The sequence below is a fragment of the Paenibacillus sp. TAF43_2 genome, assembly GCF_052113545.1.
Lineage (GTDB): Bacteria > Bacillota > Bacilli > Paenibacillales > Paenibacillaceae > Pristimantibacillus.
In genome coordinates this window covers 39,457-62,672 of sequence record NZ_JBFRDK010000015.1, presented here as the reverse complement: position 1 = coordinate 62,672, position 23,216 = coordinate 39,457, and the positions used below count along the sequence as shown (strand labels likewise).

At 48.5% G+C, this 23,216-nt stretch carries 18 protein-coding genes, 1 pseudogene and 1 riboswitch; of the genes and pseudogenes, 4 read left to right on the top strand and 15 right to left on the bottom strand.

Annotation, left to right across the window (positions count from 1 at the left end; translation table 11 throughout):
- From AB4Z17_RS05600 to AB4Z17_RS05550, 11 genes and pseudogenes are all read right to left on the bottom strand, one after another.
- Positions 1-281 (bottom strand): annotated as a pseudogene (locus AB4Z17_RS05600) (hypothetical protein); the annotation flags it as partial.
- 159 nt (positions 282-440) lie between these two features.
- Positions 441-1,208: a DeoR/GlpR family DNA-binding transcription regulator gene (locus AB4Z17_RS05595; RefSeq protein WP_430061065.1), complete on the bottom strand. Its 768-nt coding sequence runs from the start codon at positions 1,206-1,208 to the stop codon at positions 441-443.
- 101 nt (positions 1,209-1,309) lie between these two features.
- Entirely contained in the window at positions 1,310-2,338 is a 1,029-nt protein-coding gene (locus AB4Z17_RS05590; protein WP_441958644.1) for a biotin-dependent carboxyltransferase family protein, read from the bottom strand.
- Positions 2,335-3,090, bottom strand: a complete 756-nt coding sequence (gene pxpB, locus AB4Z17_RS05585) for a 5-oxoprolinase subunit PxpB (protein WP_441958646.1) — start codon at positions 3,088-3,090, stop codon at positions 2,335-2,337. The genes AB4Z17_RS05590 and pxpB overlap by 4 nt, the downstream gene beginning before the upstream one ends.
- Positions 3,091-3,092: 2 nt before the next feature.
- Positions 3,093-3,854 (bottom strand): 5-oxoprolinase subunit PxpA, encoded by a 762-nt coding sequence (locus AB4Z17_RS05580; protein ID WP_441958642.1) that lies wholly within the window; start codon positions 3,852-3,854, stop codon positions 3,093-3,095.
- Between the two features lie 169 nt (positions 3,855-4,023).
- Positions 4,024-5,409, bottom strand: a complete 1,386-nt coding sequence (locus AB4Z17_RS05575; RefSeq protein ID WP_441958640.1) for an NCS2 family permease — start codon at positions 5,407-5,409, stop codon at positions 4,024-4,026.
- Positions 5,410-5,531: 122 nt separating this feature from the next.
- Positions 5,532-5,632: riboswitch (purine riboswitch) on the bottom strand.
- A 109-nt stretch (positions 5,633-5,741) separates the two neighbouring features.
- On the bottom strand, positions 5,742-7,796 hold the full coding sequence (locus AB4Z17_RS05570; protein WP_441958638.1) for an iron ABC transporter permease: 2,055 nt from the start codon (positions 7,794-7,796) through the stop codon (positions 5,742-5,744).
- 8 nt (positions 7,797-7,804) lie between these two features.
- Positions 7,805-8,827: an ABC transporter substrate-binding protein gene (locus tag AB4Z17_RS05565; RefSeq protein WP_441907956.1), complete on the bottom strand. Its 1,023-nt coding sequence runs from the start codon at positions 8,825-8,827 to the stop codon at positions 7,805-7,807.
- 246 nt (positions 8,828-9,073) lie between these two features.
- On the bottom strand, positions 9,074-10,381 hold the full coding sequence (locus tag AB4Z17_RS05560) for a 6-phospho-beta-glucosidase (protein WP_441885178.1): 1,308 nt from the start codon (positions 10,379-10,381) through the stop codon (positions 9,074-9,076).
- A gap of 34 nt (positions 10,382-10,415) precedes the next feature.
- Positions 10,416-11,387: an N-acetylglucosamine kinase gene (locus tag AB4Z17_RS05555; RefSeq protein WP_441958636.1), complete on the bottom strand. Its 972-nt coding sequence runs from the start codon at positions 11,385-11,387 to the stop codon at positions 10,416-10,418.
- Positions 11,388-11,478: 91 nt separating this feature from the next.
- On the bottom strand, positions 11,479-12,330 hold the full coding sequence (locus AB4Z17_RS05550; RefSeq protein WP_441907959.1) for an AraC family transcriptional regulator: 852 nt from the start codon (positions 12,328-12,330) through the stop codon (positions 11,479-11,481).
- Positions 12,331-12,506: 176 nt separating this feature from the next.
- Between AB4Z17_RS05550 and AB4Z17_RS05545 the strand changes: the two genes are divergently transcribed.
- From AB4Z17_RS05545 to AB4Z17_RS05530, 4 genes are all read left to right on the top strand, one after another.
- Positions 12,507-13,151, top strand: coding sequence for a TetR/AcrR family transcriptional regulator (locus AB4Z17_RS05545; RefSeq protein ID WP_441958634.1), 645 nt, complete (start codon positions 12,507-12,509; stop codon positions 13,149-13,151).
- A gap of 80 nt (positions 13,152-13,231) precedes the next feature.
- Entirely contained in the window at positions 13,232-13,828 is a 597-nt protein-coding gene (locus AB4Z17_RS05540; protein WP_441958632.1) for a permease, read from the top strand.
- A 188-nt stretch (positions 13,829-14,016) separates the two neighbouring features.
- Positions 14,017-14,541 carry a PadR family transcriptional regulator gene (locus tag AB4Z17_RS05535; RefSeq protein WP_441907962.1) on the top strand — a complete coding sequence of 175 codons (525 nt, stop codon included), beginning with the start codon at positions 14,017-14,019 and terminating at the stop codon, positions 14,539-14,541.
- Positions 14,542-15,294, top strand: a complete 753-nt coding sequence (locus AB4Z17_RS05530; RefSeq protein ID WP_441958630.1) for a CPBP family intramembrane glutamic endopeptidase — start codon at positions 14,542-14,544, stop codon at positions 15,292-15,294.
- A gap of 87 nt (positions 15,295-15,381) precedes the next feature.
- On the opposite strand, the gene guaA is transcribed toward AB4Z17_RS05530, so the two are convergent.
- The 4 genes from guaA to AB4Z17_RS05510 all read right to left on the bottom strand — a co-directional run bounded on the left by guaA (position 15,382) and on the right by AB4Z17_RS05510 (position 23,154).
- Positions 15,382-16,920, bottom strand: coding sequence for a glutamine-hydrolyzing GMP synthase (gene guaA, locus AB4Z17_RS05525; RefSeq protein WP_441885164.1), 1,539 nt, complete (start codon positions 16,918-16,920; stop codon positions 15,382-15,384).
- Between the two features lie 585 nt (positions 16,921-17,505).
- Entirely contained in the window at positions 17,506-20,655 is a 3,150-nt protein-coding gene (locus AB4Z17_RS05520) for a transglutaminase domain-containing protein (protein ID WP_441958628.1), read from the bottom strand.
- On the bottom strand, positions 20,642-22,138 hold the full coding sequence (locus AB4Z17_RS05515; RefSeq protein ID WP_441958626.1) for a DUF58 domain-containing protein: 1,497 nt from the start codon (positions 22,136-22,138) through the stop codon (positions 20,642-20,644). The genes AB4Z17_RS05520 and AB4Z17_RS05515 overlap by 14 nt, the downstream gene beginning before the upstream one ends.
- A complete protein-coding gene (locus AB4Z17_RS05510; RefSeq protein ID WP_441958624.1) occupies positions 22,135-23,154 on the bottom strand; it encodes an AAA family ATPase in 1,020 nt (339 codons plus the stop codon). Before AB4Z17_RS05510 ends, AB4Z17_RS05515 begins: the two co-directional genes overlap by 4 nt.
- Positions 23,155-23,216 lie beyond the last annotated feature (62 nt).

The following is a 23,216-nucleotide window of genomic DNA, read 5'->3' as shown; positions in this document are numbered from 1 at the left end:
GCATTATAGGTGTAAGCGAGCAGCAGCGAATAAACGCTTTGCATCATTAACGATGCCCCGATTAACAGCCACTGTGTCTGCGATAGTGACGCACTCAAAAGTTCATTAATGAGTGTCGGCAGCAAAACAATAGTCGCAGGCATATAAATCACCCATAAGAACAACGCTTTATCCGTACTTTGCTTAGCTAGCATATTCCACACCGCATGCGCCAAACCGGAACACAAGACAAGAATAAGAGAAATAACAATCAAATAAGAAACACCTCCATCGATCCACATTTAGATTCAACTATCAGTTCCACATATTCCAACACAATATCACACAAACACACACATTTACAATATCTTAATATATACTTTTCATTAGAAAGCAAAAAAGACCCTTGGTATATAACCAAGAGTCTTTAGGACAGTCAAAGTCCCCTTTATTATTCATCTCTACTCATAAACAATCTCAATGCCGCTCCGTTTATATTTATCGACTAGATCAAGACCGATCTTCGAATCTGTAACGAAACGTTCTACATCCGCGCAACCGCACACCTTGAGCAGGGAGACTTGATCAAATTTGCTGCTGTCGGCAAGCGCGATCGTGCTTTTTGCGTTTGCTTGCATAATCTTCTTCACCTGTACTTCACCAATCGCGTTGTCGGTAATGCCTTCGTCCAATGTAACTCCACTCATGCTCATAAAAAACAAGTCTGCATGAAAGCGGGAAGCGAATTCTTCAGCCAAGTCTCCGATAATGCTCTGTTCTGCTTGACGGATAATGCCTCCGATCATGATCAGCGTAAAACCGGGGACATCGATTAATTCATTTACGATTGGCAAGGAATTCGTAATAATCGTCAATCGCTCGAACTTTGTCTTGAGCATCTTCGCAATCTGAGTATTGGTTGTGCTTACATCAAGTGCGATGGACATTCCTTCCGTTACATATCGAATGGCGAGCTGCGACAATTCCGTCTTCTCCGTCAAGTAAATCGATTCACGAATCGGCAGCGGGATTTCCCGGCTGTAATCCGGCTCTTTTAAAATCGCACCGCCATGAACCCTCTGCAATAAGCCAAGGTTCTCCAAATGCTCTAGATCGCGCCTTATCGTTTCAAAAGAGACGCCAAACGATTCCATAAGCTCCGACGCTCGAATCGATTTGTCGCTATTTATTTTTTGGATAATTAATTGATGCCGCTGCTGTGCGAACAATTGCTATCACTCCTCTATGCCGTGCCTTCCGGTAATTCCTGCTTCTTGATTAGTAGTCTACCATAAATCAAGGAAAGAGGCTCAGCCGCTAAGAGCAGTGTTCATCTTGTATCCCTTTCATTCGCGGCATTAAATTTTAGTGCTATAGCGGCYTTCAGCATGCTCATATCACGCTCGCTGTCCAAATAAAGCTGTTCCGCTTCTTGCTGCGTGATCCTCTCGAACCGAAAACGATCGCCGGGCTTTAGCTGTGCAAAAACAGGAATATCGACCGTTGCGACTTGCGCAATACGTAGATAACCGCCCGTTGTCTGTCTGTCCGCCAGCAGCACGATCGGCTCTCCGCCAGCCGGCACTTGGACCGTTCCGTTTGCGACAGCCTCCGAAAGCAGCTCAAGCGGCTTCGCGAGCGTCAGCTTCTCCGTTCCTTCGAGCCGATATCCCATTCGATCGGACTGTGCGGAAATCTGGAAGCTCTGGCTAAATAAGCTCGCCCGGCTTGTCTCTGTAAACAGCTCGTAATGCGTGCCCGTCATCGCGCGAATGATCGGGTCCGCTAGATTGTCCGCTATCGCAAAATGACTCGCATGCCAGAGCGGCACCGCAACGCTGCCAGTACATCCCCGGCGCAAAGCATGCTCCATTCGCTCTGACAGCAAGCTCGGCGCCTTAGCTGCCAGTACATCTCCTGACTTTAATGCCCTTCCGAAATAACCTCCGATTGCGCCGCGCAGATACGTACTTTTGCTTCCCATGACCTCCGGTACATCAAATCCGCCCGCAACGGCGAGATAGGAGCGGCAGCCCGATTGGCAAATTCCGAATTTCACGCTCATTCCCGCGCGAACGAGTACTGGTCTCCATAAAGGCAGCATCTCATCTCCAGCGGTAACAGACATACGCGCGCCGCAAATAGCGAGCAGCGTATCCTTCTCCATAAAGAGCTCCGTTCCGGTAAGCGTAATTTCCAGCACTGCCTCACTTTCCTCGTTGCCGACTAACAGATTAGCCGCACGCGAAGCTCCCGTATCCATAGCCCCGCCGGCGACTACGCCGTATTTTTGATACCCATGCCTTCCGAGATCTTGTACAGTAACGAGCAAGCCGGGACGAACCACTTTTATATTCATAATTCACCTTCTAAATAAAGCTTGTACTGCCGCTCCGTTATCGGCTTAAATCTAATCAAGTCCCCCGGTCTAAGCAGGCTGGGAATCTCGTCCTGAGGACGAAATAGAGCAAGCGGCGTTCTGCCGATCAGCTGCCAGCCGCCCGGCGTAGCAACCGAATATATGCCCGTCTGCTTGCCAGCTATGCCGACGCTGCCCTGAGGAATGATCGTCCGGGGCCTCTGATGCCTTGGCGCGGCAATCCGCTCAGACATTCCTCCCAAATAAGGAAAGCCTGGCGCAAAGCCGAGCATATGGACCAAGTAGCTGCCACCAGCATGTATAGCGATCACTTCCTCCTCCGGAAGTCCGTTAAGCTCAGCAACTAGGCTAAGGTCAGGACCGTACTCTCCGCCATAGCAAACCGGAATTTCAATCGTTCTATCCGCCTGATCGGAAGAGTGCAGCTGCTCTATAGATAGATATGTCTGCACTCTCGCGCATACCGTTTCAAAGATTGTAGCATGCTGAAGCTCGGCTGCAGTGCGGCTTCTCTTCACCAGCAGCGGTTCATAGTGGATCGCCGCCGAGACAAAGGATGGGACGCATTCAATGAACCCAGCAAATGGTTTCCACTCCAAACAGCGGCTTAAATTCATGACCGTTCGGTTCGTTTCTTCGTCAATGGAGCTGCCTAAACGGATAATAATGGCAGAGTCACCAAGCGGCAGCATTTCAATAGGAGCCTGAGGTTCCGTTGCAGCCTTCTCCATGCTCATACACCCGCCTTCTGAACAGATATGCTCGCTGCCTCTAATGCCGCCCGCAGTCTTATGACATGCTCTACTGCGCCTGGCGTATCCCCATGCACGCATACCGTATCCGCCTTCAAAATAACGCTATGATGCTGTCTCGATTTGACCTCGCCATCTCTGATCATGCTTATCGTCTGCTCTGCAGCGCGAACAGGATCAACAATAACAGCGCCTTCCGTCCCTCGCGGCGTTAGTGAGCCGTCCGACTCGTAGGTTCGGTCTGCGAATACTTCATGGATGGTACGCAAGCCTATAGCTTCGCCTGCGTGAATAAGCTCACTGTCCGCTAATCCGAACAGCATCAGACTCGGTTTAACCTTATATATTGCCTCTGCTATCGCATCGGCTAACGGTCTGCTCTTCGCAGCCATATTATACAAAGCGCCATGCGGCTTCACATGTGCGACGCTTCCACCTTCTGATTTGGCAAAAGCATACACCGCGCCCAGCTGATAAACCGTCAGCTCATATGCCTCCTCCGGCGTTATGGCCATCACCCTTCGGCCGAAGCCTGCCAAATCCGGCAGCCCCGGATGCGCTCCAATGGCTACATCATGCTCTAGCGCCAGCTTAACCGTGCGCCGTATTGTCGCTGCATCCCCAGCGTGAAAACCGCAAGCGATATTCGCTGAAGTAATATATTTCATCAGCTCGCTATCGAGGCCAGCTGTGTAAACCCCAAAACCTTCTCCCATATCGCAGTTTAAATCCACGCGAAACATATGCTCTCCCCCGTCTGCTCGCCTGCCAAAGCTAGCTCTATTTCCAAAATTATATCAAATTTCAGCTCGAAAATAAGCAGCCCTATCCTCTGCGTATCTCCACCATAAGGCTAAACTACAAAAAAAAGAAGCAACGCCGGTCCAGCGCTGCTTCTTCCATATTATTTGTTTATTCCCCGCCCATAAATACGTAACGGCCAATGATAAGCACCGCTAGAATCCACATGAGCCAGTGAACCTTGTATTTGCCTTTGCCTGTTACATTAGCAACCGTTGCAAGCAATACGTACGATACGATACCGAACGAAATACCGTTTGCAATGTTGTAAGTTAGCGGCATAAGTGCAAGTGTCAAGAAGGATGGAATCGCATAAACCATATCTGAAAAATCGATATCTTTTACCGATTGCATCATCAGCACGCCTACGATAATGAGTGCAGCAGCTGTAGCCGCGCCTGGAACAAGCGCAACGATTGGAGACAAGAAGATAGCAAGCAGGAAGCAAACGCCTGTCGTTACTGCCGTTAGACCCGTACGTCCGCCTTGCGCAATACCTGCAGAGCTTTCTACGAATGCGGTAACTGTACTTGTACCAAGCACCGCGCCGCCGCTGACGCCGATCGCATCAACGAACATCGCTTTACCTACACGTTTTTTACCCTTTTCAGCGTCCTTCATGTAGCCCGCACGGTTTGCTGTACCAACAAGCGTACCGAACGTATCGAACATTTCGACGAAGGTAAATGTAAGGATAACCGTTACCAGTCCGACTTCAAATACGCCTGCAAAGTCAAAATGCCAGAAGTTCATTTTGGAGAAATCAGGCACCCATGTTTGACCAGTGAATGCTGCTTTCACATCAACATGGCCCATTAGAATAGCAATAACAGTCGTACCAAGAATACCGAACAAAAGCGCTCCCGGTACACGCAGTACCATCAGCACGCCAATAAGGAGCAATGCGATCACGGTAAGTACAACCGTTTCATTATGGAAGCTTCCCAGTTGAATAACGGTTTCGGAGCCGCTCACTGGTGTGAATTTACCTGCTTTAATGTCTGTGAAGCTTGATACTGCGATTGTCATAATACCGCTGTTTTTCAAGCCGATAATGGTGATGAACAAGCCGATACCGACTGTGATCGCATGCTTCAAGCTGTCTGGAACAGCTGTGATAAGCATTTGGCGAATTTGGGTAAGCGTCAATATGATAAAGATAATACCTGAAATAAATACTGCGGTTAGTCCCATTGCTGGTGAGATCGGTGCGTCCGTTGACGCCGATGCGATAACGACCGATGCAAAATACGCGTTAAGACCCATACCTGGTGCTAGCGCAACTGGGAAGTTAACGAACAAGCCCATTGCAATGGTGAAGATACCTGCTGCTAATGCCGTTGCAAGAAACACGGCAGTCCAATCCAAGCCAGCTGGCGTTAGTATGATTGGATTGACGGCTAATATGTAAGCCATCGTCATGAAAGTCGTCAGCCCCGCCATAATCTCTGTTCTGACATTTGTTCCGTGTTCCTTTAAGCGAAAGAAACGTTCCATTTTGATTACAAACCTCCCAAAAATGTGGTGGAACAAACAAAGAAGCCTAGTAAAAATGCAATAGATCGCATTTCTCTTAGGCTCTGCAAAAAGGGGAAAAAGATACCCGCTGGACCGCTGCGAGCTTTTTCCGCCTATTTCGTAGCCTGATCATTTACGGTGACCGAGTAGAGACTCTCAAGCCGATTCTTGAGATTATACGAAAAGATATGCTGTTGTTGTTTTCCGATTTCAATTTTAAAGAGAAGTTGCCCATTTTGTCAACAACTTTTACGAACGTTATTGGCAATACATACGTATAACATTCGTTTTTAGCAAACATTTCTAATATTCTACCTTTTTTTGACGAGTGAACGGTACATAAGAAACAGGAAGTATGGAGCTCCAATCAGCATAATGATGAGCCCGGAAGGAATCTCCTTCGGAGCCATTACCGTTCTTCCGATCGTATCCGCAATTACAAGCAGCAAGGCGCCGAGCAGACCTGACAAGATGATCGAGCGCCTTGTGTGATGTCCGACCATCATCCTTACCGCATGCGGCGCCATCAATCCAAGGAAACCAATCGTTCCTACGCTCGCCACCGCTCCCGCAGCAAGCAGCACGCCAATGATCATAGCCCAAAGCCGTGTACCTTTGACCGGTAAGCCAAGACCTGTCGAGCTTTCATCTCCGAAGGCGAGCAGATCAAATTTCCTGCTCAAATAATAGGCCGCCGGTACAAGAATAAGCAGAAAAATGAAAATGCTGTTAAAATGGCTCCAGCTTCGGCCATACGTCGTTCCCGTTAGCCAAACAAATGCCGTACTGCTCCATAGGCTTGCCTTTACGATCATCGCCTGAATGCCAGCAGCTCCGATGGCGGACACCGCGATGCCAAGCAGGATGAGAACGGATGGGTTAAGCGATTTGCGCCAAGCTAAGAAAAATACAACAGCGGCAGCTAGAGCGCCGCCTGTAATAGCGGCAATGGGCAGCGCGAAGATCGGCAGCGTTGGCCATGCAACGAGCACGACCAAGGCGCCAAAGCCCGCACCCGAGGTGACGCCGATAATAGAAGCATCTGCGAGCGGATTGCGAACAGCGCTTTGAATAAGCACGCCGCTGATTGCGAGCGCGATGCCTCCCCCTGCTGCAACGAGGGTGCGCGGAAGCCTTAGATTCAGCAGCACTGAGTAGGAATCGTCTCCTGCTCCGAAAAGGCTTCTAAGCAATTCCATAATCGGTATTCTTGTTCCGCCGAGCGACAAGCTAACGAGAATGACCGCAGCCAGCAATACGGTCATGGCTATGGCAGTCGGTGCAAAACGCAAGCGGAATGGAGCTCCTCCAATGCTCATCGACGACTGCCCTGAGCCCGAACCGGAAATATTTTTCATCTTGGTAAGCACCAGCCAAATAAGCCAAGGCGCCCCGATAATCGCCATGACGGCGCCTACCGGCATTTCGCCGAGACTGCTTCGTACCATGCGGGCAAGCACATCCGCTGCCGTTATGAGCAGCGCTCCCCAAAGCGCGCTCGCAGGAATGAGCAAACGATGATTTCGTATGCCGGAGAGCCTAACCAAATGAGGAGCTACAAGACCAACGAAACCAATCGGCCCTACGACGCTGACCACGATGGCTGCCATAAGCACAGAGAGCGCCAGCCCTCCCGCCCGGGTTAAGCCTACGCGCTGCCCTAATGAACGAGCAGTCGATTCGTCCAGCTCGAGCGCATCGAACTTGCGTCCGGCAAGTATCGCAATGACGAGCAATGCCGCCACAAGCGGCCAAGCATACTTCACGCCGCTCCAATCAAGCTGAATTAATGTGCCTCCACCCCAAAGAAACAACGATTGCGTTTCCGTCGCTTTAAAAATATGTATTGCCGACGTAAACGCACCGAGCACCATCGAGACGATCATCCCTGATAGCGCTAGCCGAACCGGCGTTGCCGCCCGCCCGCCGCCAAGAAAATAAGCAGCGAGTGCCGCAAGGAAACCTCCCACTGCCGCCAGCAGGAAAGGTGCCTCATGCTGCAGTGCAGGAAAAGCGACCATGCCGAGCACAACCATAAAATTGGCTCCAGCATTAATGCCCAGTGTATCGGAGGCCGCAAGCGGGTTTTTCGTTATCGTTTGCAATAACGCTCCTGCCGCCGCTAACGCAGCTCCCGCTATAATGCCGATAACGGTCCGCGGCATTCTAATATCCCAAAGCAAATTATGCTCCATCACATCCTGCCGATGAAGCAAGCCGTCAAATACGACTGCTGCTGGAATCTTTGCTTCCCCGAAGCAAAGGCTCAGTATGAACAGAAAGAAAAGGGCGGCAAGGCCGCCCCCAAATATACCAATCCTTCGCCAAATCATACCCAATGAGGCTTCTTTATTTTGCTTCTTCATGAGCTCGCTCATTTCGTTAATGTATTTACGACTTGGTCTACGATGACTTTGGAGGAGATCGGACCGCCGAACACCCATGTCGTGCTGTCGAGAGCAAACGTACGTTTTTCTTTCACGAAATTAAGACCGTTCCATACCGAATTGTCTTTCAGTGTGCCTGAAAAAATGTCGTCATCCTTTTGAACGATATAGATCAGGTTCGTATCTTGAATAGCCGGCAGCGCTTCTACCGTCGAAGTAGTAAAGCCATACATTTCGAACTGCTCCGGTTTCCAATCGTTTTTGAGGCCAATTCGATCCAGCGTTTGAACCGCTAGCGAATTATCCATGAATAGACGCATCGTTGCAGCATTCTGATAGCTGAAGGCTTGCGTCAGCACATAGTTCAGGCCTTCTTTGCCTGCTGCAGCAAGCTTCGTTTTTGCATCCGCATAATGCTGATCCAGATCGGCAAGTACTTTGTCGCCTTCTGGTGTTTTGCCGACTGCTGCCGCAATAGATTTGAATATATCGATCATTTGCGTGTATTGGTCGCCTTTGCCTTCAGCCGGATAAAGGCTGAATAGCAGCGTTGGCGCAATGCCCTTCAGCTGATCGTAGATCGCTTCGTGGCTGTCCGTAATGCCAATAATGAGATCAGGCTTCAAGGCTGCGATCGTCTCAAGGTTTGGCTCGTGGCGGAAACCAACGTCCGTCACGCTTGCGTCAAGCGGCGCCTCTCCTGTTACCCATTGCTTATAACCCTCGTTGTCCGCGCTGCCTACCGGCTGCAATCCAAGGGCAATCATGTCCTCTGTAAACGTCCACTCCAGCACAACAACCTTTTGAGCCGGCTTCTCAAGGGTAACCTCACCTTTCGCATCCTTCACAACAATCGGACCATCCGCTTTCGCGCCAGCGTCGTTCGTAGCAGGAGCGTTAGTGCTTGCCTTGTTTTCTTCCTTGTTATTCGCCGCATTATTCGTACCGCAGCCTGCAGCCACCACCATTACGACGATGGCCATAATCAAACTCATTAATCGTTTGTTCATTATTTTCTTACCCCCTATTTGTTTAAACCCTGCTTCATTCGCTGGGTTGATAACTAATCCCATTTTAGTGATAATGATTATCATGTTCAAATGCTTTTGTTATCATATAATCGATAGCACTAGATGTCAATGTAAATATTTTGTATTTCCAGCTAACTCCCGATGTGAAATCAATAGTTAATAGCAAGCCAAAAAAGGGCGGGAGCTATGCTCCTGCCCTTCTTGTCTACTGCTTTGCAGCCTAGTTTATTCTTTGAAAAAATTCGGCAAATACTTTTTGTTTGCCTCAAGCATTTCTTCAAGCAACGCCTTAGCCACCGCTACGCTTGGAACAAGCGGGTGATGAACGAGCGCTTGCAGCGCGATCCCTTTATCTCCGCTGATTGCAGCTTCAATAGTTAGCGATTCATACGTTTTTACAGCATGCATAAGACCTTTAATTTGCTCTGGAACACGCTGCAAAGGCAGTGGAATCGGGCCTTGAGCCGTAACGACACAGTTAACCTCGATGCTTGCATCTTCAGGCAGAAAATCAATAATGTTGCCGTTTCTAACGTTCAACGTCTGAATATCACGTTTGTCGGTATATAGAGCATGCATCAAGTTAACAGCTGCCTCAGAGTAGTAAGCACCGCCGCGCTGCTCAAGCTGCTTTGGCTTCTCCGTCAAATTAACATCCTTGTACAGCTCAAACAATTCCGTTTCGACCCGGCTTACAACTTCTGCGCGCGTGCCGTTTTTCTCTAGCGAGTCTTTCATATCCGCGAGCATCGAATCCGTCATATAGAAATAACGGAGGTAATACGTTGGTATCGCGCCTAATGAGCGAAGGAAATCTGCATCCCAGTCAAACGCGGTTACGTTTGTAGCTGAATAGTCGCGACCGGCTCCGATCATTTCGTCCAATTTGTCCTCACCGTTTACATAAGCGGCTGTAACCCAGTGCAAATGATTGATCCCTACGAATTCAGGCAATACTTCACTCTCGCTAACGCCATACTCTTTAGCCAGAAACTTTTGAAAGTTAATTGGTGAATTGCATAGACCAACTGTTTTTACTTTGCTGTATTTTTGAACCGCTTCAGTTACAATACCTGCTGGATTCGTGAAATTAAGCATCCATGCATTCGGCGCAAGCTCTTCAATATCCTTACATATATCTAGAATGACAGGTACAGTTCGAAGCGCTTTAAACATGCCGCCTGGTCCAGTCGTCTCTTGTCCAATTACACCATGTGAAATAGGAATATGCTCATCACGGCGTCTTGCTTCCAGCAAACCTACCCGCATTTGTGTCGTTACGAAATCTGCACCAGCGATCGCTTCACGACGGTCAAGCGTTAGTTTCACTTCGATTGGCAGGCCAGCTTTCTCTACCATCCGCTTCGCAAGCTCGCCAACGATTGCCAGCTTATGACGACCTTCTTCGATATCAACAAGCCAAAGCTCACGAATCGGCATTTCATCATACTTTTTAATAAAGCCTTCTACGATTTCTGGCGTATACGAGGAACCGCCGCCAATGACGGCGACCTTTAGTGGTTTTTTGGACATGTGAATGAGCCTCCCTTAAATGTTTAAACTAGTTTTAAAATGTAATTTTTCTAAGTGCTGCGTCTACCGCTTCATCAATTACAATGCCGCTGCTATCCATCGCACTCATTACTGCTCCAATAACGGGATCGACCGTCAATCTGACCGTACGCGCTTGCGGCGAAACCGCTACAACTGCTTCACTGATTGCATCGACCATATGTGTAGAGCCGCCTCGCGACATTACGCTGCCAGCAAGGACAACATCGAATTTTTCTTTTTCCATGCCTAGCCGCTTAATCAAAGCATTTACAGAGTTCGCATGCTCACGTCCAGCCTCCTGCAAAAGACGAATCGCTACTGCATCACCCAGTGCTGCAGCCTCAAACATAACCTTCGCAAGCTCATGGGACGGACGTTTGCCGTTGTCCAGCGCATCATCGTACATCTCTTGAACCGTGTGATACCCAAGCCGCTGGGGAACCATTTCGCTAAGAAGCGTCGCTTGCTCTCTGCCTTCCCAAGCACGAATTGCACTCCGGAAAGCATGGATAGCCAGATCCGTTCCCGAACCATGTCCATCCCCGAATAAATAACCAAAGCCGCCGTATTGCAGCTCTTCACCTTGCGGGTTGCGGGCAGCAGCGTTAAAGCCAGTTCCGCTAATGATGACCGCTCCGTATGATCGGTTCGTCCCCGCACGCATACCAATCATGGTGTCGCATGCTATCGCGTGATTTTTATAGTCAAGTGAAGCAATCATCGGTCTTAAAATTGCATAGTCAGGCTCACGATCTGCTCCAGCAAGTCCGAAATAAGCAAATGTCACCTGATCCTTCGTCACGCCAGCATCCTGAAGCGCTTGCTGACAAGCATGATCTATGCTGTTTTTTGCTGCATCAAAAGCGGTTTGGTGATTCCCATTTCCGCCGAGGCCTCTGCCGAGTACACGTCCTGTCTCATCTACGAGCAGAGCATGTGTCTTGCTGCCTCCTGCATCTATACCAAGGAAAATAATATCGCTCACACTCCTTATTTGTACTTTCTTCTATTTTAAAATAAAAAACATCGTTATTCTAATGAAAAAGAACGATGTTATAATACTATCTTACTGTCTTTTAGGATCGCAGCTCGGATGGGAGCTTACCTACATGCTGCTTGAACAGCCGATTGAAATTAGATAAATTGCGAAATCCGCATTCAGCTGCTACTTCAATAATCTTTTTGTCTGTGGATTCAAGAAGATAAGCCGCCTGTGACAGCCGCATCTGTATCAAATAATCCATGGGCGAGGTCCCAACAACCTGCACAAACAACGTGCTGAACCGAGAGGGACTCAAATGCGCGGCCTCTGCCAGCTCTCCAAGCGTCCATGGATAGGATATATCAGCCTCGATGTCATTCAGCACGCCTCGAATCGTTTCCATACCCCGCACATGCTGCGCTCCCGTTTCGTTATTTTTTGCAAAATAGCGATTGACGAATGCAAGCAATTGAATGAGCTTCGCCCGCACCACCACTTCAAAATGCGGCTCCTTCAGCTCAAACTCAGCAGACATATCCTTAATAATGCCGCCAAGCTCTCCCAGCTTCGGATGCTCTCGATCAAGCACATGATCAAATCTTAACCCAATATCCCGAAATGGAATAAGCAGCTCCGCATCGTAGCGCTGCTCTAAAGCAAGGTAAGACGAATCAAACATAATAATGCTCATGACCAGCTCCTCTGACTCAAACGCACGGTGCAAATCATTGGAATGAATAAGTACGATGTCTCCTTGCTGGAAGTCATAACGGCTCCCGTTGATCAGATAGTAGCCGCTCCCCTTCTGTATGTAGTTAATTTCGAGCGCTTTATGCCAATGCAGTCTTTGAAAGGTCGGGGAAACCCCTACAGATTGCGAGATCATAATGGGAAAAGCTTGCGGAAGCTCGATCCGATCTTCGCTGATTGAAGGATATAGGTTCATTTTATTCTCCTTAAAGTTTTGCGAATGCAAAACTACTCCATAAAAACAAGTTAAAATTTACTATTGTTCTCATCAAAGATTATAGCAGAAATCAGCGTCTTGACGACATCTGTAAGCATTTGGTATTGTATAACCATCGGTTAGTAACCAGTGGTTACTAACATAAAGAGGAGTGAATGATCATCGCTACTAAAAAAGAAATACGCGCAGAGGAAACAAAACACGCCATCATCGCCGCAGCTGAGAAGCTGTTCGGGGAACGCGGATACGATTCCGTTTCAATAAGAGAAATTGCTAAGGAAGCCGGCTGCTCTCATACTACGATCTATATTTATTTTCAAGATAAAGAAGCGTTGCTTCATGCCTTATCTATGCAGCCCTTACAGCTGTTAAAAGGTGAATTAGACACACTTGCAAAAGACGCCTTCCTATCCGCTGACGAGAAGCTTAAGCGAATGAATGATTTGTTTATTCGGTTCTGCTTAAACAACAGAAGCATGTACGCTATATTTTTTGAAGTTAAATCCTCCCGTGTCGATGAACTGGAGCCTGAGCTAGAAATCAATCGTGTGCGCAATCAGATGTTCAACGTTATCGTCCAGCTTTTGAAAACAAATCTTAATTTGCCTGAGGGCGAGCAGCTCCTAAGCTGCTCACGCATTTATTTCTATATGCTGCGCGGGATTGTCGGCACCTATACCCATTCGGAAGAGAGTGTGGACGCCATTTTCAGCCGACTCTCCACTACCTTTGATCATGCCTTTGAAGCACTCCTTATTGGATTCGACAAGCAGATAAACGAAAGAAGGGCTGATACATGACTTTTTTATTGTTTCTCTTTCTATTTATCGTCGTATGCGGCTGGCCGGATGCACGAATTGAACGAAAGGTGGCGAAGTAAATGCTGGCTGGACATTTTGGACTTGCGGCCATTGTAAAAGCGATGGAGCCCAAGGTACCCTTGTGGGTTCTGATGGCAAGCACGCAGCTTCTCGATATCGCATTTATCCCGCTCCTGCTCACAGGGGCAGAATCTATTGATAAAATAGGCGACGGAGGTTATGGTGAAGCTGTTATCCATGCTGACTATACACATTCTCTGGCTGGAGCTTTGCTAATAGCGATTGTTGCTGCTTTAATTTCATGGCGTATATGGAATAAGCGAAGTGCAGCCATCATTGGCTCACTGGTCTTCAGCCATTGGTTGATTGACCTGCTCGTACATCGCAGCGACATGCCGCTCTTGCCCGGAAATTTCGGCGATTTCCCTCTACTCGGCTTCGGACTGTGGAAGCTGCCGGCAATTAGCGCCATATTAGAGCTGTCCCTAGTTCTAGCGGGTGCCTGCCTATATATTTGGTCCATTAAGAAACGATTGGCAAAACAAAACCAAGCTGGCGCCTCTACCCCTGTACATTCGAAACGAACCTATGGTGCAGGCTGGATCATGGCGGTATTCCTAATCCTGACATTTGCGGCCGATTATTTTTCACTCTAAAGCACAATCATACAAAGCCCAAAAACTCCGCAAACCAGCCAGCAGGCTGATACGAGAGTTTTGGGCTTTTTTCGTGATTTAAAATAGGGCTCATTTACACGATTATTTTCCTTGACAAAGTATTCCATTCGAGATACATTACATATATCAAATAGATATATCAAATTGATGCATTAAGGAGAACGACAATGATTGAGCTTGTTACTTTAGGAATGCTGATGCAAGGAAAAATGAGCGGTTATGATATTAAAAAAATAACAGAGCAATCAATCGGAATCTTTTACAAAATGAGCTATGGAAGCCTGTACCCCGGACTTAAGCGTCTAGTAGAAAGTGCATACGTGACGGAAGAAGAAACGAATGACAGCAAAAACAAAAAGATGTACAGCATCACAAGCGAAGGGCAGAAGCATTTTATGCAGTGGCTGAGAGAACCCCTTCAATCGAATAAACGGGAGTATCTCATTAAAATCTTCTTTTACGATTACCTTGATGAGCCTACGAAAAAGCAAAACTTAATGGCGTATCAACAAAACATCGCGCGCAACATTGCTCAAATGGAGGCAGTTCAGTCCATCGTGTCCAAGGAGCTGGAGCAGCTCGAAGATAAAAACGCCTATTATTACCGCGTATCTGTCATGCATTACGGCTTGCATTTTTTTAAGATGGAAAATGAATTTTTAAAAAAAATAATCGAAAAAGAGGAATTCTAAATGAATACAACGGACAGCTTTACAGTAAAAAGACCTATTGTTGCGCTTATTCTAATCGAGCTTATGCTGATGGTTTTTGTAGCCGGCGGCAGCGCCTACGTATCGATTGCTGAACTTACGCATCCACTCGCTCCATTCCTAGGCTTTATTCCAATAGCATTATTTCTAGTGCTCTATATGGCGGTAAAAAAACGGTGGAGCACCTTTTATTTCAGCGGTGTTTCCAAGCTTACAAAGCAGCAATGGCTTGAATATCTTCCTCTGCTGCTCGTCTTAATCGTCTTATTGATCGCCAACAAAGGCTTTCAACCCGCTTCCTTCTCGTTTTTCGCTTATATGCTGTTGTCGCAGCTGTTCTTAGTAGGATTTGTAGAGGAAACATTGTTCCGGGGAGTGATGCTGCGGATTCTAATGCCAAAAGGTAAAACGACAGCAATCATCGTCTCCAGCGCGTTGTTTGGTGTTACACATGCTTTGCAGGCGCTTGGCGGCCAATCGCTAGAGGACACTCTTTTACAAATTGGATATGCGTTTATTTTGGGCTTTGTATTGACGATGCTGGTCGTTCGGAACCGCGCCATTCTGCTCACAATCCTTTTCCACGGCTTGCACAATTTCCTTAACTTCACAGGCAATGATCCAGGCACACATCTATACGACTATCTCGTCATCGCTATTCTTGCCATTCAATTAATCTGGCTGCTTTCTTCCTCCAAAAAAAATTCGATGAACACAAACACCATTTACACCTAATATGAAGCGCTAGCATCAGTTCCATCTTAAATAAAAAAAAGACTGGAATATCGGAAAACCGATGCTCCAGTCTTTTTAAATGTACGCTTATTCCCACTCAATTGTTGCTGGTGGCTTAGAAGTTACGTCATAGACGATACGGTTAACGTTGTCTACTTCGTTAACGATACGTACGGAGATTTTCTCAAGCACATCCCAAGGGATACGTGCCCAGTCTGCTGTCATTCCGTCGATTGAAGTTACAGCGCGGATACCAACTGTGTACGAATACGTACGAGCATCGCCCATAACGCCTACGCTCTTCATGTTCGGAAGCGCAGTGAAGTACTGCCAAATTTCACGGTCAAGACCAGCTTTTGCAATTTCATCACGAAGAATCGCATCCGACTCACGAACGATATGAAGCTTGTCCTCTGTTACTTCGCCTAAGACACGAATCGCAAGACCCGGACCTGGGAATGGCTGACGCCATACGATAGCTTCTGGAAGACCACATTCTTCACCGACTTTACGAACCTCATCCTTGAATAGCGCTTTAAGAGGCTCGATAAGTTTAAACTTAATGTCCTCCGGCAAACCGCCAACATTGTGGTGAGATTTAATCGTTTGAGCTGTAGCTGTACCGCTCTCCACGATATCTGTGTAAAGTGTGCCTTGTGCCAAAAATTCAAAGTCATCCAGCTTGTCCGACTCTTCTTGGAACACATAAATAAATTCGTTGCCGATAATTTTACGTTTTTGCTCTGGATCTTCTACGCCCTTCAGCTTGCCAAGGAAACGCTCTTGCGCGTCGATTTTGAGCACTTTCATATCGAATTTGCCTACGAATGTTTCCATAACGCCTTCGGCTTCACCTTTGCGGAGCATGCCGTGGTCGATAAACATACAAGTAAGCTGATCGCCGATCGCTTTGTGAAGAAGAATAGCTACAACAGAAGAATCTACGCCGCCGGAAAGTGCACATAGTACTTTTTTGTCGCCAACTTCATTGCGAATATCTCGAATAGCATCTTCAATGAACGATTCCATCGTCCATGTGCCATCACAATCACAAACATTGTAAAGGAAGTTGCGAATCATTTCATTACCGAATTCAGAGTGACGAACCTCTGGGTGGAATTGAACGGCAAAGAATCCGCGGTCTGGATTGCTCATTGCTGCAACAGGAGCATGATCCGTGCTTGCATCAACTTTAAAGCCTTCAGGCAGCTCGACTACGTGGTCGCCGTGGCTCATCCAAACCGTTTGAACTTTATCTAAGCCAAAGCCGATTTGCGAACCTTCCACAAATTCAACTTCTGCTTTTCCGTATTCACGTTTGCCAGCGCGCTCAACCTTACCATTAAGCTGATGCGACATAAGCTGCATACCGTAGCAAATACCGAAAATTGGAATGTTCAAATCATAAATCGCAGGGTCAACCATTGGTGAATTTTCTTCATAAACGCTTGCCGGTCCTCCCGAGAATACGATACCCTTCGGCTGTAGTTCACGGATCCGTTCTACCGACGTGTTATACGGCAATAGCTCGCTATATACGCCCAAATCACGAATACGGCGTGCAATAAGTTGGTTATATTGTCCTCCAAAATCGAGTACAACGATGATTTCATTTTGCTTAGTCATTACCGAGCCTCCCTCAAATTATGTAGTAATTATATATAAGGCTGTTTAAGCGAGTCAAGGCAAAGCGGAGTGACAATTCATTGAAGTAAAAATGTAACCGCTTATCTGCTTGATTATACGCATATAAATAGAATGTTATTTAATGTGCCAAGTCATACGGAATAGTTGAAAAAAATATGAGCAGCTGCAGACTGCTGCTTCATTCCATCCATACTTTTTTCATACGGCTGCCTAAGTTGAGATCAGATTATATAGTAAAAACGCTTGGTAATTGTGCAACTAAGCTCATTACGACAGTTTCAACAGCTGCTTGAGACATTAACGGGAAAAGCTCCTGTTAAAATGTCTCATAATGAGCTTTTCAGCAAATTAACAGAAAAAACTCCCGTTAATTCTCGAGAAATAGCCATTATCAGCTAAATCATCAACAATTAACGGGAGAAATTCCTTCTATTGCAGAAAATGCTCAAAGGTACACCATTTTAACGGTAGTTTTTCCAGCTATACTGCGTTTCATGTTTCGTTATATAAATCGACTTAAAGCTTAGCCCTTTAGGTGCCAAAATGTATCATCGTCTCCTGCAACTATTTAGGAGCTTTGACTGGCATGTCGCTTCTCTTCTGCTTTTGCAGATTATCCGCGGAGTGTTTCTTCACTTTCTGAATGGGCTGCTTGTCCAACACTCGCAAAACTGTCCGCAGTGCAGAAGGAGTAGGTGCACCCGGCCAAGGACCAGGCGCAGCAAAATGTGCTTCCTCAAGCCAGCTTGTGAGCTGGCGCAGCGCGTCCTGCTGCTCCGCACCGAGCGTCGGCTCAGCAGCGCTCGCATATTCACGCGCCGTCTGTCCCGGCGCCTGCACGCCGAAACGGCGCTGCAGCAGCGGCGCTAACGCGCTGCTCACAGCAATGAAGCTCGCGCGAATCCGCCCATCGGCGTCGTGCGGCGTTTTTCCACTGCGCGGCGCCATATCCGCCACCGCGCCGCCAGTGCCAGAGCGCAAGCGCGCGACCGCCGCTGGCGCTGCATCTATGTCCGTCACAGATTCATGTGACGGATAAGGCGCGGCTGCGCCGGCGAGCTTCGCGATGCCGGCGTGAGCCGCGCCATAACGGCGCAGCGCCAGCGAGAGGCGAAGCCGCTGGTGCTGCGCCGCAGCAATGGCCGCGGCCGCGAGCGCTAGCGCGGCCGCGCCTGCGGTAACTACAGCGGCGGGCGATATCGCCGCTGCGCTCTTGGCGGCGCTTTGCGCCGCATGCACGAGGGCGTCAGCTCCTCGTGCAATGGCTGCTGCCGCCGCCTCGAATGAAGCAGCGAGCCGCGATAAGCTGGACTCGCTAAGACTGCTTGCTCCTGTTGCCGCTGTTCCTGCTGCGCCCATCGCTGGAGCAGCAAGCTGTCCGTCCACAGAACCGACGGACGCGATAGTCGATACATCGCTGAATCCCGGCGTCGGATCAAAGGGCACCCAGCCTGCGCCTGGAAAATACACTTCAACCCAAGCATGCGCATCTGAGCTTTTAACCTCATAATCCACCAGCTTCAAACTATTTTCAGTTGTTTGCCCAGCACGATTACTTTCTGCGCTTTGCTGTCCACTCTTCATATTTCCTGTACTTGTATTTAGCGTTCCTTGCGCTCCGCTATCATGACTTTCAATACTCAACTGTTCACTATTCATACTTCTTCCAGTACTCGTATCTATCGTCCCTTGCGCTCCGCTATCATAACTTCCTATACTCAGCTGTTCACTATTCATACTTCTTCCTGTACTCGTATCTATCGTCCCTTGCGTCCCGCTATCATGACTCCCACTACTCAGCTGTTCATTCTTCATACTTCCTGTACTCGTATCTATCGTCCCTTGCTTCCCGCTATCATAACTTCCACCGCTCGAACTCAGCGAGCCTATCTCCGCACTCTCTATCCCTTCAGTACCCGCTTCTTTATTCAAATTATCAGTGTTACTTACCGCGCTCTCACCCACTGGAGTGCCCGAAGTAAAGCCTTTCACCCATCTAGCGGGTATCCCTTGCGAACGAAGCAATACGACCATGGCTGTGGAGAAATGCACACAATAGCCCTGCCGCTGCTCGAAGAGGAAATGATCGACAAAGTCGCTTCCTTCCGGCGGAACTGTACTGTCCTCCAACGAGTAGGTATAGCTCGCTTTCAAAAAGTCCTCGATCGCCTTCACCTGATCGTAGCGGCTTGTAACCCCGCCGCCGGCAACCTCAGCAGCTAATGCAGTTACGCGGCTTGGCAGACTGCTCGGCAGCTGCAAATAAGGCTCAAGCTCCGCAGCACTTTCTACTGTTGCCGCCTGCGCTCCGTCACCTGTCGATAAATTATCGTCAGCGGTACTGCTCAATGCACGCAATTGTGCTTCATCCGTTATGGAGAGCACACTCTCTATTGTATATTTCTCAATTTTCGCTGTATCCGATTGTGCGTATAAAGAGTCTTTATCCGCATTGTATACGTAACTCCCAAGCTTCCTGCGCGGATCAGCTGCAACAAGCTCTGTCACATTGCCAAAGTGGCCTGATGCAAAGAGCGGCATCCCCGCTGTCGGCTTAGACCAAACTACAGTTTGCCGAATGAGCGGACCCAGCTGCTTATTCCCAGCTTCTGCTGCCGCCTCAGTGGAGGCTGCTGCATCGGAGCCTCGTATAGGAAGCAAAACAGAGCTGCCCGCGGTATCAATCCAACCCCGGCCGTCGTACACCTGCTTTGACTCCCCGCGCCAATATGCTTTTTCAGTGGAGCTGCCTGTAAATAACACGCTGTTATCCTTTTGTACAGGCGCTCCCAGCACGCCGTCATCAAAGCCATAACCCGTAAATGCACTGCCTAATCGTTCAAATCCGGTTTGCCCCATTACATGGATAGAGCCTTGCTGATTACCCATAGATTGAATGGTTTGCTCTAAACGATCATTAAGAGAGGCAGTCCAGCTAGCAGGCGGCATCGTTTCACCTTTCCCGCCTGCAAACAAAAGACCGCAGCCAAGTATCGTAAGTACAACAAAAACAGAGCTTGATAACCAGCGCATATCAAGACCTCTAAGCTTGCCGGCACCTGTATTAAGCATTCGCTTAACACGCGGTACAGAGACAATGGCACCTAGCAGGAGCCCTTCTGCCACGGTTCGCATTAAGCCTCCCATTACATCCATACCCAGCCAGACATGCAGCGTAATCAAATAAACTAGCGTGAAACATGCGATGCCAAGAGCGGTCTGCCGCATCCATAATAAAGCCTGCAATGCAGGTGCAAGCATCGCCCAGCCTATAAACAGCAGCAAAGTCCGAAGTTCTCCGGACATTGACCACAGCCCATTTTCTATAATCAGAACGAAATGGTCTCTCAACATGCCTGGAAACGCAAGCAGCCATTGCAAACTGCTTTGATCAGCGCTTTTATAAATCCACATGAGACTTAATATGCACAACAAAGCATTCATAACGAACGAAAGTGCCATCGGCAAACGAAACAGCCCTGCCAGCAGCACCACTCCGATAACAAAAATCAGCGGGGCAGGATTATAAATAGCCGACCACTCACCTGCATTCACCCAAGGCAGCAGCCACTCCGACAGCAGTCCGAACAGCAGCAATGTTGTGATCAATCGGTATTCAAACGATTCCTCAGCCGCTTCTCCTCGGAGTAAATTATGCTCAGCTTTCAGAGGTTTATCGCTCCTCGCTACTACATCGCTTTTAAGCAAGCTCATGATTGTCGCCTCCTTCCTCGGCGTAAGGGAGCGCGTTCATACTCGAGGGGACATGCAGCCACGTCACTTTGACGCCGCCGCTTTCCAACCATTTTTGTTGTTCGCGCATAGCGAAGGTCGGTACATTGCTGCGTGTAATAATAAATAGTTCCAGCCTGCAGCCTTGCTCGCCTGCGAATCCGGCAAGCTCTCCCCAGCTCCGGCCGCCTCGCCAATCCGCAGTAAATACAAGTATCGTACTGCCGCGTGCTTGCAGGTTTGATTCCTCGGCGAGTCTCCCAGCAAGAGAGCCCTTTCCATCTGCGCGAAGCAATGCCATGGCATGCAGCATCTCTGATAAATCAGACTGTGTTCCTCCATCAACAGATGATTGCATGACAGGAGAACCTTGTCCAAGCAGCAGTGTCACAGCGTGGCCGAGTGAAGCAGACTGTGCTAGTGCAAGCGAAGCCCAGCCTACACAAGCATCAAACAACCGATCGTCCTGCCCATAAGCCGAAGCAAGCGTATCGACAGCAATAACTGTTTTGGCTGGCCGCTCTAAAGGATGGATTTTTGTCTGCAAGCCGCGCCCTTTAGCTGCACTTCGCCAATCCAGATGACGCAGCGAATCTCCTTCACGATATGGACGGCTGTCTGGTCCAAGTCCCGCCGCACTCACCGCCGCTTTGATTTCCTCCCGACCCGCATCTCCTAGGTGATCCGTACTTGGATCAGCTGTCAAAGATTGCACAGCATATAATGCTGTGCCTCTTGCACGTTCCGCTTTATGTACCTGATCGGCATGGGGCAGTCCTGGCAGCACTACAAATTCTCCTGCGGTATATAAACGTTTATGGATCGCTGACAAGCCGAGCCAGTCCCCCACAGTAATCGATATAGGCTCGAAGGGATAACGCCCGCGCCGTAAGTTATGGAGAGTATATCGGTAGTTCATCTCTTGGCGGAACATTGGGATTAGCACCGAGCGCACGCTTATTTTCGTATTTTCAGATGAGCTTTCATTACTCGTCTCATCAGAAATAGCTATCCATACAATAGGTATGAGCAAAGAACGCTTTATTTTCAGGCTAATTTCGAGCTGCCCGCCTTCTCTTGTCATTTCTTGCGGCATCATCCTCATTGCAGTTAATCCCTTGGCAGCCATAATAGGCGCAAGCCCGCTAATGATTATAATCATGCTGAATACGGACAGCATAAACCACTCTACTGCACCGCCCCGCATCATTACAGCTGCCAAGCTGCTTGCCCAGCCCGCCGTTATGATACACCAAGCGATCCATCTCGTACGATAAGGATAAGCTAGTTGATCCCATTCCTTGTTTACAAAGACAGCTTCTTTTACTTGTACCGTCGCTGCTCTTTGCCCGCTCCTATCAAGCGGAGCTGCGCTGTCACCCTCTTGAGTATAAGTCGTCGTATCAACAGCCTCATTCTCCGGCGTTCCGCCTTGCAATAATTCATCTTGAAAAGGTGCATTCATCGGCGCTTCCCGCTTCCTACTGCAGCAGGCATGGGACATTCACGTATCGTCCGTCTCATAACTGCAGCTGCATCAGCACCAGCCGCAGTCGCGTTAAAACGCAAAGACAAACGATGCGGAAGCACAGCATCAGCTGTCGCCAGCAAGTCATCTGGTATCGCAAATCCGCGTCCTTCCATATACGCATTCGCCTGTGATGCCCGCAGCCAGTCGCGCAGAGCGCGTGGGCTTAAGCCCAGCACAACCTCAGGCGCACGCCTTGTCGCATCGGCTATTTGCACCATATATTCAAGCAGTGCCGGATGCATGTGAGTCTGCCTTGCCTCAGCCTGCATTTGCAGCCATTCCTCCGTAGCAATGACAGGACGAAGCCGTTCGGGTTCAATTCGATTGCCATTCGCGTATTGCTCGAGCATCCGCTTCTCTTCCGATGAGCCGGGATAACCAATCGTCAGCCTCATCATAAACCGATCCAATTGTGCTTCCGGCAGCGTGTTTGTCCCCTCGAAGCTAAGTGGGTTTTGTGTAGCTATGAGCATAAAAGGAACCGGCAGCTTGCGGGTTTTCCCTTCTACCGTCACTCCTCTTTCCTCCATAGCCTCCAAAAGCGCAGACTGCGTGCGCGGCGACGTTCTGTTAATCTCATCAGCAAGCACCACATTGCCCATAATCGGTCCAGGCCGATACACAAGTTCACTCGTCCGTGCATCAAGCACGACTCCGCCAACAATATCAGCCGGAAGCATGTCGGACGTAAACTGTATTCTTTTAAAATCTCCACCGACCGCTCTAGCAAACGCCTGAGCGAGCAATGTCTTGCCAACACCCGGCACATCCTCTAGCAAAACATGTCCTCCAGCCAGAAGTGCAGTTAGCGTATTTCGAATGACCTGCTGCTTGCCTAGCAATACACTCTCTACCTTTACTAGCAATCGATGCAGCAGCACCTGTGGTGCTTCCGGCCAATGACTATAACGTTCCTCTTTAGCATCCTCAGAAAATTGGGGAGAAATCATCGTATAAATCGCCTCCTGAAAAATAAATCTATCTATTTTTCAGTGTCCCCAGCTTTCTCTCA